The organism is Kribbella amoyensis, assembly GCF_007828865.1.
Classification (GTDB): Bacteria; Actinomycetota; Actinomycetes; order Propionibacteriales; family Kribbellaceae; genus Kribbella; species Kribbella amoyensis.
The window spans coordinates 456,633-470,973 of sequence record NZ_VIVK01000001.1 but is presented as its reverse complement, the minus strand read 5'-3'; the positions used below and the strand labels follow the sequence as shown (position 1 = coordinate 470,973).

The window sequence follows — 14,341 nt, the reverse complement described above, 5'->3', positions numbered from 1 at the left end:
GGTCAAGCCGCGATGGTCGAAAGGACGTCGTCAAGGACCTGGGCCAGCTCGTCTGGGCTCAGGCTCGCGGCGAGTTCGAGCATTTCCTCGTCCTGCTCGAGCGCGCCGAGCACAGCGTCGAGGAAGTCGTCCGACTCAGGCAGGGCCAGCAACCCGATCACGTCGTTCAGCCAGGCCACCAGCGCGCCCGGAGGCAGGGTCGGCCAGTCCGGCCGGCGGCGGTCCAACTCGTCCCCGAGCCAGTCGTGCCAGTCGCCGCGGATCTCGTACAGCTCGTTCAGCTGGGTCAGTTGTTCCTCGGTGAGCCACTCGAAACTCCGGGGGTCGGCGGCGGCCGGCAGGTCCTGATCCGGCTGTGGCTCGGCGTTCGGAGCAGCCGCCTGCTCCTGCTGATCGGCAGGCTCGTCGGCGGGTTCCAGACCGGCGAGCGCGGTGACGAGCCAGGGGACGAGGTTGTCCGGGGACGCGGTGGTCCAGTCCGGCCACCAGATGTCCAGCTGGCCAGGCAGCCAGTCGTGCCAGTCGCCCTTGGTCCTGTTCATCGCGTCCAGCCGCTCGACCAGCTCCGGCGTGACCCAGGTGAGGGCGCGGGCGTCCTGCTGCGGCCCTGGCGGCGGAAGGCTGGGGAGCGCGTTGTCCAGCCAGGGGGTGAGGTCGTCCGGGGAGGCGGTGGTCCAGTCCGGCCACCAGATGTCCAGCTGGCCGGGCAGCCAGGTACGCCAGTCTCCGCGCTCCGGGGTATAAGCCTCGAGCGCCGCACTCTGGCTGGGGGTCACCCAGGTGAGCTCGCGAGCATCGAAAGCCGGCTCGGCCGTCTCGTCGGCGGGCAGGAGTGAGGCAAGGCCGCCGTCGAGCCAGGCGGTGAGTTCGCCAGGAGACGCTTTCGCCCAGTCCGCCCACCACTCGTCGAGCTGACGGGGCAGCCACTCGCGCCAGTCGCCGCGGTCGGTCAAGGTCCCGAGCTGGGACTGCTGCGTCGCCGTCACCCAGCCGAGGGCAACGGCGTCGATCCGTTCCCTGAGCCACTCCCGCAACGTGTCGTCGGACTCCTGCTGCCAGCTCGACCAGGTGTGGTCGAGATAGCGCCCGAGGTACTCCGGCCAGGCACTGCCCCAAGCCGACGTACTGCTGCTCTCCAACTGTCGCTGGTGGTCCTCGTCGACCCAGCGAAACGCTTCCACGTCGGTCACGGGGTGCTCCCTTCGATGTGAGGTCGGCCGGCCTGGAGATCGGCGGCACGACTCACTATCTGGGGGTGGCACACACAGTTGGAGGAGACGGAGGACGGGAGATCGAGCAGGTCCGCTTGCCCGATCAGGCGAGGCCGCGGGCGCCTGGCCTGGCCGGAGGGGCAGGTCAGAACAGGTCGAAGAGGTCACGGCGGGAGCTGATGTCGAGACGGGTGAAGATGTTGCGGAGGTGGTACTCGACCGTCTTCGGGGTCACATGCAGGATGGCGGCGATCTCGCGATTGGTCTTGTTCTGCAGGACGAGGGCCACGACCTCTTGTTCGCGCTCGGTGAGCTGGGCTCCGGCGCGGGAGCCGGCGGCGGGGACCTGGACCGCGTGCAGTTGCCGGCGATAGGGATGGGCGCCGAGAGCGGCGAAGACGCGGTCCGCGGCGTCCAGCCAGCCGGCCGCGACAGTTTGTTTGCCTGAGGCAATTAGATTCCGCGCGTGGACCTGGTACAGCCGCCCGTCCGCGAGCCGCGGGGCCGGCCGGCCGACGGTACCCAGGTGGGCTTCGGCCACGTCGACGGCCAGGTGGAGCTCGCCGTCGGCGGCGGCCTGCTGGGCGGTCAGGCGGGTGACGGTACTGGTGAGGATCGGGATGTCCTTCGCACGCTCCTTGAGCACGGCCAGTTCGGCGTCCGCCTCGGGTAGCCGCCCGGTGGCCTGCAAGGCGTCGACGAGGAGGGGCTGCCACCACGTACTCCACCACTCGTGCATCCCACCGGGCGCGTTGCCGCCGTCGCGGAGTCCCGGCACGTCCGTCAGTGCGCGGAGCATGCCGGGATGGTCACCGCGGGCCTGGCAGAGCAGGGCCGCGGCGATGGCGGCGTACTTGAGGTCCTGCGGGCTGCCGATCCGGCGGGCCGCCGCTGCCGCGGTCTGCACCAGCCGGGTGGCGGTCGGCCAGTCACCGCGCGCGGACGGGACGATCGAGGCCACGAAGGGCAGGATGACGTCGTTCATCGCGGGCTGGTCGTCGTCGGCCAGCAACGTTGCCCGGCGCATCGTCCGGACGGAGGCGTCCCATTCGCCCAGCTGATACTGGACGCCGGCCAGGTAGCAGTGCGGTGTGACCCCGGACAGCATCGGGGCGCCCGCTGCCTGCCGACGTACCACCTCCGTCAGGTCGTGCCGAGCCTCCTCGACCAGCCCGACCATCGCGCGGAGCGCGCCGCGGCAGGCGAGGGCCTCGAGGTGGTGGTCGTCGATGTCGGCCGCCGGTTCGGGCAGCTCGCGGAACTCGTCCAGCGCCGCCACCAAGCCGTCACGCCGGCCCCGGGCCGTCCCCCGGAGGCACAGCACGTAGTCGCGCAGAGGAGCCGGTACGCCGGGCACGGACAGGGCGACGTCACCGTACTCGATGGCTTGCTCGATCTCGCCCCGCCAGACGGTGAGACCGGCGAGTCCGCTGGCCGCCGCTCCGTGGACCCAGGACTGTGGATCGCTGGTGGCAAAAGCATGCCGGAGGTGCCGTTCGCCGTCGCGGCGGTCGCCGTCCAGGAACACCTCGGACAGACCGAGGGCGAGCGAGCGCAGGGCACTCGGCGCACTCCGGACGGCCCGCTCCTGCAGTTGGCGGGCCCGGCCCCGGCTCGAACTGAACATCAGGTGGATCATCGATCTCAGCAGCAGTTGTTCGCTCTGCGGGCTCCACGGGGTCAGATCCGCGGCCCAGCCGAGGAACGTGGCCGCGGTGCCGTGATCCCCGGTGGCCGCTTCGGCGTCGGCGGCCTCTTCGAGCTCGCTCGCGAGCGTGGCGTCGGTCGTGTCGACGGCGGCGACCCGGTGCCGCCACGCGAGGAACGGCTCCACCGTCGCCGCGGCCCGCCGATGCAGCTCGCTCCGGCGGACCGGTGACATCGCGCTGTAGATCGCTTCGCGCTGCAGGTCGTGGGTGATCGTGACCGGACGGGCCGGCTCGCCGGAGAACCAGGTCACCAGGCCGACGTCGATGGCGGGTCCCAGCGCGTAGTGCACCTCGTTCGTCCCCGCGACCTTGGCGGCCTGCGCGAGCGAGGGCCGGCCGCCGAGGACGGCCAGCGCCTCCAGCAACGACCTGGTCGGCGCCGGGAGCTTGTCGAACGCCTGTCGCGTCGCCGCTGCCACCGACGGCGGAACGGCGAGTCTCCAGTCGATACTGCTGAACCGCTGGGTCGAGATCTCGCGGAGCATCGTCCGGAGCAGCAACGGATGACCGCCGGTGTAGGAGTGGAAGCGCCGGGCAGCCCCCGCCGGGAGTTGCCGGCCGGCGACGGCGACGGCGAGATCGGTGACGTCGACCAGGTCCAGGCCGCCGATCTCCAGCCGGAGATCGGCGGGAATGCCGTGGATCAGCCGCTCCAGAACCGGCTCGGAGCCCGGCCCTGCGCCCGGTCCTGCGCCCGGTCCTGCGCCAGGTCCCGCGGTCGGCTCGGTCCGGGCCGCCAGGACGACGAGCAGTCGCTCCGCCCACATCCGTCGCAGGACGAACCGCAGGGCCAGCTGGGAGGAGTGGTCGGCCCATTGCAGGTCGTCGACCACCAGCGCGACCGGGGCCCGGCGCTGCAGTTCGCCGAGCAGGTCGAGGAGCTGGCTGCCGACCGCCAGCGGGTTGGCGCCGACGGGCGCGCCGGTACCGAGCGAAGCCGTCCGGGCCCGGACGGCGGCCGGGGTCTGCGCCAGCAGCTGGTCGACCACGCCCAGGTCGAGCATCGACTCGGCCGGATCGCCGGTGGCGGAGAGCACGGTGAAGTCGTCCAGCCCGGCGACAAAACGCCGGATCAGGCCCGACTTGCCGATCCCGGGCGGGCCCTGGACGAGCGCGGTCTGGTGCCGGCCGGTGCGCACCAGCCCGGCCAGCTCGGCGAGCCGGGTGAGCTCGTCGGTGCGTCCGACGAAATCGGGATCCGGTCCAGGTATGCCAGGGCTCATGGGACGTCACTCCACGCTGGTCGTCCCCGAGGCGACAGGTCACTTGTTCAACTGACTCATCGCCTGGCGGGTTACGGCCGCCTCCGTGGCGTGACGGTGAACGTCAGCCGACGAAGACCTGACCGGTGGCCACGACCACGCTGGTCGGGGCCGGTGCCGGGTCGTTGCAGGTGACAACTTTATCGCCCGCGCGGGCCAGCGGTCTGCCGTTCACCAGTACCAACGGGCCGAGGGCAAGGATCGTGCCCCGGTTGTCCGGTGGCCGGGCGAAGGTGCCGCCCGTCGGGACGTGGGGTGGCTGGTTCACCGCGACGCTGCCGTGAACGGCGGCCGGCTTGCCCTCGATCAGGACGTCGCTGCTGCAGCCGGACACGATGCGGCCGGTGAACGGCAGCGACCGGGGCGTCGGCACCGGCCCGCCCGACGACGGGACCAGGACGATGTGGACGTCGGTCCCGATCACCTGGTCACCCAGTTTCGCGGCCGGCTGCGGCATCCTGTGGCCCCTCCGTGATCCGGGCCCGGCGGCGCGCGGTGTCCTGGCCGGGCGCGCTGACGGACAGGTCGATGGTCTCGGGCGGACCGGCGAGCTCGGTGATCGCGACGGGAGCCACCGGCGCGGTCACCACGAGGTCGAGGAAGGTCCGCGGCCGCAGCCCGAGGGCGGACCACAACTCGGGGACGGTGGACGCCGCGTCCGGGCGCCCGATCGCGACCTTCACCGGTCCGCTCGCCTGGACCAGCGATCCCGCCAGCAGTCCGGCCGGGACGACGGGATGGTGCGCGACCGCACGGAGTACGCAGCCGAGCAGGCCGAGCTCCCGTTCGTAGTCGGCGGCCCAGGCGGTCACCAGGTAGCAGAGCTCGTACTGGCGTTCGGCCGCGGACCGCCGGATCACCCGACCGGACTGATCGCGGTCCTCCGACCAGCCCTGGACGGCGCCGGGCGACTGGCTCTCGCGGACCAGGTGCAGGAACAGTCCCACGCTCTCGGACTCCTGCTGGTCGCCGTACCAGGTGTCGCTGGGCGGCTCGGTGCGGATCGCCGTACCCACCGGCAGTTGCTCGCGCAACAGGGCGCCGACTGCTTGCTCCGCTTCGTCCAGCATGCAGATCACTGTCCGGTCCGCGCCGGTCGGTGCCCAGATCCCTCTGCGCAGCGCTCGGGGCGACCTGTTTGGCCCGATCAGGCAGCCATCCGTGCACCGCGTCCTCTGCCGCGACCGGCGCGCTGCGACGCACAGTTGCGGCAGGCCCCGATCCGTCGGGGCGCATGCCCAGCCAGCCAGGAGGTCAGGATGCCGTCGTACCTGTCACCAGGGGTCTACGTCGAGGAGGTCTCGTCCGGCTCCAAGCCGATCGAAGGCGTCGGTACGGCGGTCGCCGCGTTCGTCGGCTTCGCGGAACGGGGGCCGGTCGACGAACCGGTGCTGGTGACCAACTGGACCCAGTTCACCCAGACCTTCGGCCAGTTCGTCGAGGGCGCCCTGCTGGCGCACGCGGTCTACGGGTACTTCCTCAACGGTGGCGGCAGCGCCTACGTCGTCCGCGTCGGTGGCGACCCGGGGCAGCCGGCCGGTCAGGCGGCGCGGAACGGCCGGTTCGAGCTGCCGAGCCGAGGCCAGGGCAAGCCGCTCGCGCTCCGGGCGGCACCGGCGGTACCGGCGGACCAGCCGCTGAGTGTGGAGGTGCAGGAGGCGTCCGAAGGCGGCGACGAGACGTTCAAGCTCGTGATCCGGTCCGGGCCGGACGAGGAGGTCTACGACAACGTCTCCACCCGTCGTGGTCCCGCGAACGTGGTCACCGCGCTGCGGAAGTCCAAGTGGGTCGTCGCCGAGGAGACCAAGGCCGGTACCGTCGCCGTGCCCGAGGTCGGTGTCCATCCGGTCGTCCTGCCCGACGAGCGCCGGACCGTGGCGGTCGACGACTACGTCGGTGACACCGACGAGCGGACCGGGTTCTCCGGGCTGGAGGCGGTCGACGACGTCACCATGCTCTGCGTCCCCGACCTGATGACGGCGTACCAGTCCGGCGCCCTCGACCTGGACGGGGTGAAAGCCGTCCAGCTGGCGATGATCGCGCACTGCGAACTGATGTCGGACCGGGTAGCGATCCTCGATCCGCCGCCGGGGATGCGGCCGCAACAGGTCAAGGACTGGCGGCTGAACGTGGCCGGGTACGACTCGAAGTACGCCACGCTGTACTGGCCGTGGGTGAAGGTCGCGGATCCGCGGAGCGGGCGGCCGATGGTGGTACCGCCGAGCGGCCACGTGGCCGGGATCTGGGCCCGTAACGACGACACGCGGGGCGTGCACAAGGCACCGGCCAACGAGGTGGTCCGGGGCGTGCTCGAGCTCGACGCGTCGATGACCCGGCGCGACCACGACCAGCTCAATCCGATCGGGGTCAACTGCCTGCGGTTCTTCCCCGGTCAGGGCATCCGGGTCTGGGGCGCCCGGACGCTGTCGAGCGACGCGGAGTGGCGGTACCTCAACGTCCGGCGCCTGTTCAACTACCTGGAGAAGTCGGTCCTGAACAGTACCCAGTGGGTCGTCTTCGAGCCGAACGACGAGTTCCTGTGGACCTCGGTGGAGCGGATCATCGCCATGTTCCTGCGCCGGGTCTGGCGCAGCGGCGCACTGTTCGGCCGGACACCGGAAGAGGCCTTCTACGTCAAGTGCGACGCCGAGAACAATCCGCCGGAGAACCGGGACGCCGGCATCCTCACCGTCGACATCGGCGTCGCCCCGGTGAAACCGGCGGAGTTCGTGGTGTTCCGGCTCTCGCAGTTCGCCCAGGGCACGGAGCTACGGGAATGAGCGACACGACGGCCACCGCGGTCGCCCGGCAGGTGCTGGACCCGCCCGTCGTCAGCTCACCGCGGTTCGTCGTGATGTGTGAGGGCTGGACCACCGGCCTCGGGTTCTCGAAGCTGGCCGGATTCACCTCCGAGGTGGAGTTCCAGGAGTTCTCCTACAACAGCCGGCTGGGCAACGTGCACACCAAGCAGTTCGGCCGGACCAAGGCACCGACGATCGTGCTCGAGCGGGCCGCCGATCGCAACGGGTTCGCGCTGCTGTACGGCTGGCACCACCTGGCCCGGACGAACAACCCGCTGGCGAAGTTGCCGGCCTCGTTCGACATCTGCGACAAGGCCGGGACACCGGCGATGGCCTTCCTGCTCGAGAACGCCTGGTGCGCGCGGCTCGAGCTCGACGCTGCCCAGGCCGGCGGGCCGGGCGCACTGATGATGCGCATCACGATCGTCTGCGACGCGATCCTCCAGGTGTGAGAGAAGGGACCGGCAATGATGGGGAACGGCGCCACCCAGGACACGGTGGTCAGTGCGGCGAGGTTCGTCGCGGACTTCCAGGGCACCCCGATGGGAACGCTCGCGTTCTCCGAGTTGGGCGGGATCAACTCGAAGGTCGGGTCGTCGGAGTACATCTACAACGACGCGCGCGGCGACACCGTGCACACCAAGCAGTTCGGCAAGACCGAGCCGCCCACGATCACGCTCAAGCGGGCGCTCGATGCTGCCGGGAACACCGCGATCCTGCTGTGGCACCAGCAGGCTCGCGCGGGTGATCCGGCCGCTCGCCAGGACGGCACGCTGAGCGTGTACCGATCGGGCAGTACCGAGCGCGAGGCCTGGTACGTCATCCACAAGGCGTGGATCTCCGAGGTCACGATCACGGCGATGAAGGCCGGCTCGTCGGACGTCGCGATGATCGAGTGCAAGCTCACCTGCGAGAGCATCGTGCCCGGGAAGTCCTGATGGCGACGACGGTGGCGGAGCACGCGGTGGGCCTGCGCACGGAGTACCCCTTCCAGTTGCCGCGGGGGTTCGTGGACGAGCACGGCACGCTGCACCGTGAGGGCGTGATGCGGCTCGCGACGGCGCGGGACGAGATCTCCACGCAGACCGACCCCCGGGTCCGGCAGAACCCGGCGTACCTGACGGTGCTGCTGCTGGAGCGGACCCTCGTCCGGCTCGGAACGCTGCCGGAGGTGGACACGCTCGTGGTCGAGTGTCTGTTCGCCTCCGACCTCGCCTTCCTGCAGGACCTGTACCGGCGGATCAACCAGCACGGGCACACCGAGGTCGACGTGACCTGCCCGTCCTGCGGTCACGGGTACGCGGTCGAGCTCGCGGGTGGTGGGCCGGGGGAAGCCTGACGACGTACCCGGCCGACCGGCTCTGGGACGAGGTCGTGTACGTCGCCTACCACCTGCACTGGCCGCACCTCGCGATCCTCGACCTGGAGCACGCCACCCGGGCGACGGTGATCGAGTCGATCGGCCGGATCCGCCACCAGCCCGGCGCACCGGCGCCCGATCAGACCTGGAGTTGATGAGATGCGGCTGTTCCGCCGTCGTCGTACTGCTCGCGCGGCCGCCCGCGCCGACGGACTCGACTGGGATCGGGTCCCCGCGCTGGCACCGGTCGCCGAACTGCGAGCGCCGATCCTCGCTCCGCTGCTGACCGTGCCGGAGGTTGCCGGCACCGGTGATCTTCTCGCCCGGGGTGACGACCGGGCCGGCCTACTGGCCGAATTGCCTCGCGGGGTGGTGGCCGGGGTGGTGGTGCGTCGCCGCGTTCTGCCGGTACCCGCGCTCGTTCCGGCCCGCCGATTCGGGCCGTTCCGGCGATCCGGAGCGTCCGAGGAGGGCGAGTTGGTCGAGAGCGGTGGCGGTCAGGCCGCTTTCTCGCCGGAGGTTCCGGGGGCGGCCCGCCGGAGGGTCTCGGTGGTACCGCGTGACCGCGGGCAATCGGTGCCTTTGACAACGATCTCGGCGGCGTCGGTCGGATCACCCCAGGAGCCGGACCGCCCGTTTCGCAGCATCGGGCAGTTCGAACGGCTGCTGGCGGAGTACGAGGCTCAGGACGTGCTCGGTCTGGCCGCGCTCACCGGCTTCTCGTCCAGTGCCGCGCCGCCCCCTTCCACCGCTCCCGCCCCGGTCCCGGTCAGCTCCCGAGACGCCACCCCGATCCGGCGCCGCAGCCTCGCCGAAAGCCGTCGCCAAGGTCTGCACGCCGCCGCGGTGAGTCAGCAGCCGGACGCGCTCCCGGTCGATCCACAACCCAGCCCGCAGGCGCCCGAATCCACCGAGCCGGACAGCGCGGACCCAGCCGAATCCCGTCCGCCCGACGTCCCCACCACCGAAAGTCCGCCGCCCTCACCCGAGCCCACCACACCCCGACCACCTGTGCCGAGCACTCCGGTACTACCTACGCCGAGCACTCCGGTACTACCTACACCGAGCGCGCCGGTACTGCCTACGCCGAGCGTGCCCGTGTCGTCTGCGCCGCCACTCGGCGAACCGGCGCCGCCACCCGCGTCGATCACGCCGATACCGCCTGCGCCGGTATCGCCTGCGCCGAGCACGCCGAGTCCTCCTGCGCCGAGCACGCCGAGTCCTCCTGCGCCGAGCGTCGTGGTGTGGTCCGCGCCAGTACTCCCCACGCCGTTGCCGGAGGCCCCGAGCGCACAGCTGTGGTCCTTGCCGGAACGGCCCGCTCCACCTTCGAACACGCTGGTACCGCCCTCCTCCCGGGAGCCGGAACCGATCGAACTCGGCACCGAGACCGCAGATCGAACGGCGGCGGTGTTCGGTGTACCTGAGGGAGTTGACCCCGTGGCTCGACCTCAGACGGCAAGCAGTGGAGTGATTCCCGGTACGGCCGGTCCGTGGCTCGACCGGACCTCACGCTTCTCCGTCGATCCACCTTCCGCGCATCAGCCAAGCAGCGGCCCGACGGAAGAGCGGACGCGCGGGCCCGTCAGCGAGCCCACCAACCGGTCAACGGACACCTGGGAGACCCGAGTACCGACGACCGCCCGTCCGTCGAGCTCGCCGTCAGCGTTGCTCGTCACCCGACCCGCAACCAGCACGGTTCGTGTTCGACCTACCCGACGAGCGTTCGCCCGCAGCGCCACCGCGACGGTACCGAGGTCGGCCGGGGCGACGAGCCACCTGCTGCTCCCGCCGGCTGACTGGACGGCCGAACAGCCCTCATCGACGCTCGGTCCGTGGCCGCAGGACCCGCCCTTCGCACGCAGTGATGCCCAACCCATGCCGTGGGCAACGGAATCTCCCCCGATCGGCTGGAACGCGACGCAGCCGATACCGGACGCGCAGCAGGCCTCGGCTCCTTGGGACGACGCCACGCTGTCGAGCACGGCAGAGTGGAACGCCCCGTCCCCCGAGTACGGCGCGTCTCCGACATTCGGACCAGGAGTCTTCCCGGCAACCGCCGACGAGGGGCCCTGGCAGACCGTTGGCGCGGACGGCTGGATGTCGCCGAATCCGTACCCATCCTCCAGCGCCGGCAGCACGAGGTACTGGACCCCGCTTCCGCAGCAAGCGGCCGGCGCCGACGAGGGCGTGCTCGAGCGGCTGGCGAAGGTGGAGGCGGTCCTCACCGACCTGCGGGACGAGCCCGAAGCCGAGCCGGCCGACCTCGGGCCGGAGGAACTGTTCGACCGGCTGGACGATCCGGGCGTCCTCGGCCGGCTGGCCGAGCGGTTGTACCCGTCGGTCCGGCGGCGCTTGCGGGCCGAGTTGCTGATCGACCGGGAGCGCCACGGTGCGCTCCGCGACCTCCGGTGAAGGAGACGGGATGATGCCGATGCCGTCCAGCGCGAAGCTCGGGATGCCGGGCCAGGGACTCGAGCAACTCACCGGCCAGGTGGGGATGTCGCACCGGTACGTGATCGAGATCGACCGGTCCGAGTACCGGCTCGGGGCCTGGACGAAGGCGGCCGGGCTCGGGGTCCGCTGGCAGAAGCTCAGCTACCGGCCCGGCTACGCGACCTTCGAAACAATTGCCCCAGGCAACATCAGCTACACCGACGTGAGCCTGTCCCGGGCGGCCGGGCCGGCTTCGGCCACCGTGCAGCGCTGGCTGGCCTCGGTCACCCTGCGCCGGACGCCGTTGAGCGGTGCCATCTACCTGGTCGACTTCCTCGGGATGCCGGTGGTGACCTGGGAACTGCGCGAGTTCTTCCCGATCTCCTGGCGGCTGACCGAGTTCGACTCGACCGGCTCCCGGCCGGCCGTCGAGACGCTGGACCTCGCGCACAACGGGTTCCTGAACACCGATGCGGTGCTGCCATGATCGTCCCGGGCCCGCAGCAGCTGGCGAATCCGGGGCCGCTGATCGGTGCCGCCTTGCCGACGGCGTCCCGGGCCCCGGCCTCGAAGCCGCCCCCGTTCGGGATGACGATGTGGTTCAGCGTGGTCGTGCCCAGCCTCGACAGCGGCGAGCCGAAGTCCCTCGGCGCCTGGTCGGCCTGCTCCGGCCTCGCCGTCGAACTCTCGCCGGACGGGCCGTTCGAGGAGGGCGGCAACTACACGACGCCGCACTACCTGCCCGGCCGGGTCACCTACCCCAAGGTCACCCTGCAGCGCGCGATGACCCCTGGGGGTACGGCGAAGGTCCGGCGCTGGCTGGAGGACCTGACCGCGGAGTGGTCCTCGGGCGAGCCGGCCCGGTTCGGTACCCGGTCGCCGGTGGTGATCACGCTGTACTCCGGGATCGGTCCCGCCGCGGTCAAGGTGCATACGTGGGAACTCCGCGACGCGATCCCGGTCTCTTGGGCGGTGCCGCAGTTGTCCACCAGTGGGGCCGGTGGGTTCGCGCTGGAGAGTCTGGCCCTGCAACACAGCGGTTTCCTCAAGCCGGTCGACGGACCGGCCGGTAGCGAGTTGGTGCTGACCGACCCGGCCGGTCAGCGGCTGTCGTTCCAGTACAACCCCGCCAAGATCACGCTGAGCAAGGCGCGGGAGGCGGCGACCGGACGGAAGAAGGTCACGTCCGGCGACGACGTGATCGACGCCAACAGCTTGTCGATCACGCTCGCCGAGCTGCGGATCGACGGGTACCGCGAGGTCGCGCGCGCCGCCGGCCTGCTGCGGGAGTGGCTGGAGTTCGAGGGCTGGCGGGACGGCCGGCTCCCGGTCGCCGCGAAGCCCGGCAACAAGCCGTTGTGCGAAAAGTGCGGCAAGACCGAGGTGACCTCGACGGACGCGGCACCGGGAGTACCGAAGGACCTGCGGGTGACCTGGGGCCGGTACGGCGGCGGCATGCCGCAGAGGATGGTGCTGAAGAAGTTCGACCTCACGCTGACCCGGTTCACGATGGACGGCAGACCGAGCCGAGCGACGGCTCAGCTCACGCTGCAGGAGTACACCGGCGCGGCCCGCCGTGGATCCGGTGCCACGCCCGGAATCGGCGGCCATCGCTCCGGCCCTGTGGCAGCGGGAGCGGCGGGCTCGCATCCGGAGGACCGGTTGCGCAACCCAGGTGGCGGACGATGACGGCCGCGCCGTGGACCGAGGTCGGCAGCACCCCGATCGTCTCCGTCGGGATGGCCCGACGACCGCTGGCCGGCGCGCTCGCGGACACGATCATCCGGGTGCTCGTCGACCAGGCGAGAGGGCTGCCCGGCATGTTCGAGCTCGCCTTCGCGGCCGGCGACCGCGCCGACGCGGTGCTGGCGGCCCTGGCGATCGGTACCGAGGTCGGCGTCGCGGCCGCATCGCCCGAACGCCCCGGCGACCCGCGGCTGCTGATCAGTGGCGAGGTCACCGCGCTGGAGGCGGAGTACGACGAGATCGCGGTGCTGGTGGTCCGCGGCTACACCGAGGAGCACCGGCTGCAGCGAGCCCGGCGGACCAGGACCTTCGTGAACATGTCGGACAGCGACATCGCGATCAAGGTGGCCAGGGACGCCGGTCTGACGGTCGGGACGGTGCCCCCGACGCGGGTCGTGCACGAGCATGTCGGTCAGGTGAACCAGACCGACTGGGAGTTCCTCACCGCCCGCGCCGACGCACTCGGGCTCGAGACCGGGGTCGACCACGGCGAGTTCTTCTTCGGGCAGCGTCCGGCCGGCGCGCCGTGTCCGCTGCACCTGGGGGACAACCTGCTCGCCTTCGCCCCGCGGATCAGTACCGGCAACCTGCCCACCGAGGTGGAGGTCCGGGCCTGGGACCCACTGGCGGCGAAGGTCGTCAGCGAACGCCGCGACGTCCTCGCGGACGGGACCGTGGTCGGCGCGGATCTCCGCGCGACGGTGGCCAAGAGCAACGGCCGGCCGAGCGTGTCACCGGGCCGGGCGACCGATCCGGCCGGCGCGGGACCAGGGCCGGTACCGTCGGCCGCGGCGGAGGTGGTCGGCGATCGGCCGGTCGGGGACGGGCCGTCGATGGGCCCCGCTCTGCGCGAACTCGCGGCCGGACTGGCCCAGCGGGTCGGGGATACGTTCGCGGAGGCGAGTGGGGAGTCGATCGGGGATCCGTGGTTGTCCGCGGGCCGGACCGTGGAGGTCTCCGGTGTCGCGGCGCCGTTCGCGGGACAGTGGCTGGTCACCCGGGCCCGGCACGAGCTCGTGGATGGAAGGTACCGGACGACGTTCGAGGCGACTGGGCGGCAGGACCGGTCGCTGCTCGGTCTGACTCGTGGGCGGGCGGAGGTGCGGGACCGGGTTCCCGGAATCGTCTGCGGGATCGTCAGCAACAATCTCGACCCGGTGGCGAAAGGCCGGGTGAAAGTCGTCCTGCCCTGGCTGTCGCCGGACTACGAGTCCGGCTGGGCCGCGGTCGTTCAGGCAGCGGCGGGGGAGCAAAGCGGTGCGCTGTGGCTGCCCGAGGTCGGTGACGAGGTGCTGGTCGGCTTCGAGTTCGGTGACCTGCACCGCCCGTACGTGCTGGGTGGTGTGCTGAACAACCGGAGCGAGTACAGCCTGGGCGGGCCGCCGGTACGGGCCGAAGGCAACAAAGGCTCGGTGCAGTGGCGCGGTCTGGTGTCGCCGTCCGGCGCGCGGCTCGCGTTCCACGACGTCGTGCCGGCCCCGGGCCGGGTCGACCAGGGTGAGGTGCTGCTCGGGAGCGGCGACGGCAACCTGATGCTGAGCATCGACCAGGTGGCCGGGACGGTGCTGCTGCGCTGCGTACCGGGCCGGGTGACGCGCCCCGGCGAGAAGGGCCGGATCGTCGTCGAGTGCGGTCCGGGCGGTGCGATCGACCTGGTCGCCGGCGCGGGTGGCTCGGTGACCATCGACGGTGGCGGCGAACTCACCCTGAAAGCGCAGCAGCTGAACCTGCAAGGCACCCGGATCAGTGTGAACGGGACCGGGCCGGTCGAGATCAAGGGCAAGCCGATCAAGCTCAACTGACCTGGAGAGTGACG

General features: G+C 71.2%; 14 protein-coding genes. 9 read left to right on the top strand and 5 right to left on the bottom strand.

The window, feature by feature from the left end; translation table 11 throughout:
* Positions 1–2 precede the first annotated feature (2 nt).
* From FB561_RS02265 to FB561_RS02250, 4 genes are all read right to left on the bottom strand, one after another.
* Complete coding sequence (locus FB561_RS02265) at positions 3–1,190, bottom strand: hypothetical protein (protein WP_145802508.1); 1,188 nt, start codon at positions 1,188–1,190, stop codon at positions 3–5.
* A 166-nt stretch (positions 1,191–1,356) separates the two neighbouring features.
* On the bottom strand, positions 1,357–4,143 hold the full coding sequence (locus FB561_RS02260; RefSeq protein ID WP_145802506.1) for a helix-turn-helix transcriptional regulator: 2,787 nt from the start codon (positions 4,141–4,143) through the stop codon (positions 1,357–1,359).
* Between the two features lie 103 nt (positions 4,144–4,246).
* Positions 4,247–4,639 (bottom strand): PAAR domain-containing protein, encoded by a 393-nt coding sequence (locus FB561_RS02255; protein WP_145802504.1) that lies wholly within the window; start codon positions 4,637–4,639, stop codon positions 4,247–4,249.
* Positions 4,611–5,252 (bottom strand): Pvc16 family protein, encoded by a 642-nt coding sequence (locus FB561_RS02250; protein ID WP_145802502.1) that lies wholly within the window; start codon positions 5,250–5,252, stop codon positions 4,611–4,613. The genes FB561_RS02255 and FB561_RS02250 overlap by 29 nt, the downstream gene beginning before the upstream one ends.
* 189 nt (positions 5,253–5,441) lie before the next feature.
* Between FB561_RS02250 and FB561_RS02245 the strand changes: the two genes are divergently transcribed.
* The 5 genes from FB561_RS02245 to FB561_RS37680 are packed head-to-tail and all read left to right on the top strand — an operon-like array spanning position 5,442 to position 8,498.
* Positions 5,442–6,962, top strand: a complete 1,521-nt coding sequence (locus tag FB561_RS02245; protein ID WP_145802501.1) for a phage tail sheath family protein — start codon at positions 5,442–5,444, stop codon at positions 6,960–6,962.
* Positions 6,959–7,435, top strand: coding sequence for a phage tail protein (locus tag FB561_RS02240; protein WP_145802499.1), 477 nt, complete (start codon positions 6,959–6,961; stop codon positions 7,433–7,435). The genes FB561_RS02245 and FB561_RS02240 overlap by 4 nt, the downstream gene beginning before the upstream one ends.
* Before the next feature lie 15 nt (positions 7,436–7,450).
* Entirely contained in the window at positions 7,451–7,921 is a 471-nt protein-coding gene (locus FB561_RS02235; protein ID WP_145802497.1) for a phage tail protein, read from the top strand.
* On the top strand, positions 7,921–8,322 hold the full coding sequence (locus FB561_RS02230) for a phage tail assembly protein (RefSeq protein ID WP_145802496.1): 402 nt from the start codon (positions 7,921–7,923) through the stop codon (positions 8,320–8,322). Before FB561_RS02235 ends, FB561_RS02230 begins: the two co-directional genes overlap by 1 nt.
* Positions 8,323–8,357: 35 nt before the next feature.
* A complete protein-coding gene (locus tag FB561_RS37680) occupies positions 8,358–8,498 on the top strand; it encodes a hypothetical protein (RefSeq protein ID WP_170284529.1) in 141 nt (46 codons plus the stop codon).
* Between the two features lie 696 nt (positions 8,499–9,194).
* On the opposite strand, the gene FB561_RS02225 is transcribed toward FB561_RS37680, so the two are convergent.
* A complete protein-coding gene (locus tag FB561_RS02225; RefSeq protein ID WP_145802494.1) occupies positions 9,195–9,680 on the bottom strand; it encodes a hypothetical protein in 486 nt (161 codons plus the stop codon).
* Positions 9,681–10,221: 541 nt separating this feature from the next.
* Here FB561_RS02225 and FB561_RS02220 point away from each other — a divergent pair.
* From FB561_RS02220 to FB561_RS02205, 4 genes are read left to right on the top strand one after another with little or no spacing between them, the layout of a single operon-like run.
* A complete protein-coding gene (locus FB561_RS02220) occupies positions 10,222–10,758 on the top strand; it encodes a hypothetical protein (RefSeq protein WP_145802491.1) in 537 nt (178 codons plus the stop codon).
* A gap of 10 nt (positions 10,759–10,768) precedes the next feature.
* The gene (locus FB561_RS02215) at positions 10,769–11,266 is read left to right on the top strand and encodes a phage tail protein (protein ID WP_145802490.1); all 498 of its coding nucleotides are present in this window, start codon (positions 10,769–10,771) and stop codon (positions 11,264–11,266) included.
* Complete coding sequence (locus FB561_RS02210) at positions 11,263–12,468, top strand: phage tail protein (protein ID WP_145802488.1); 1,206 nt, start codon at positions 11,263–11,265, stop codon at positions 12,466–12,468. Before FB561_RS02215 ends, FB561_RS02210 begins: the two co-directional genes overlap by 4 nt.
* Positions 12,465–14,327 carry a VgrG-related protein gene (locus FB561_RS02205; protein WP_145802485.1) on the top strand — a complete coding sequence of 621 codons (1,863 nt, stop codon included), beginning with the start codon at positions 12,465–12,467 and terminating at the stop codon, positions 14,325–14,327. Before FB561_RS02210 ends, FB561_RS02205 begins: the two co-directional genes overlap by 4 nt.
* Positions 14,328–14,341: the final 14 nt, after the last annotated feature.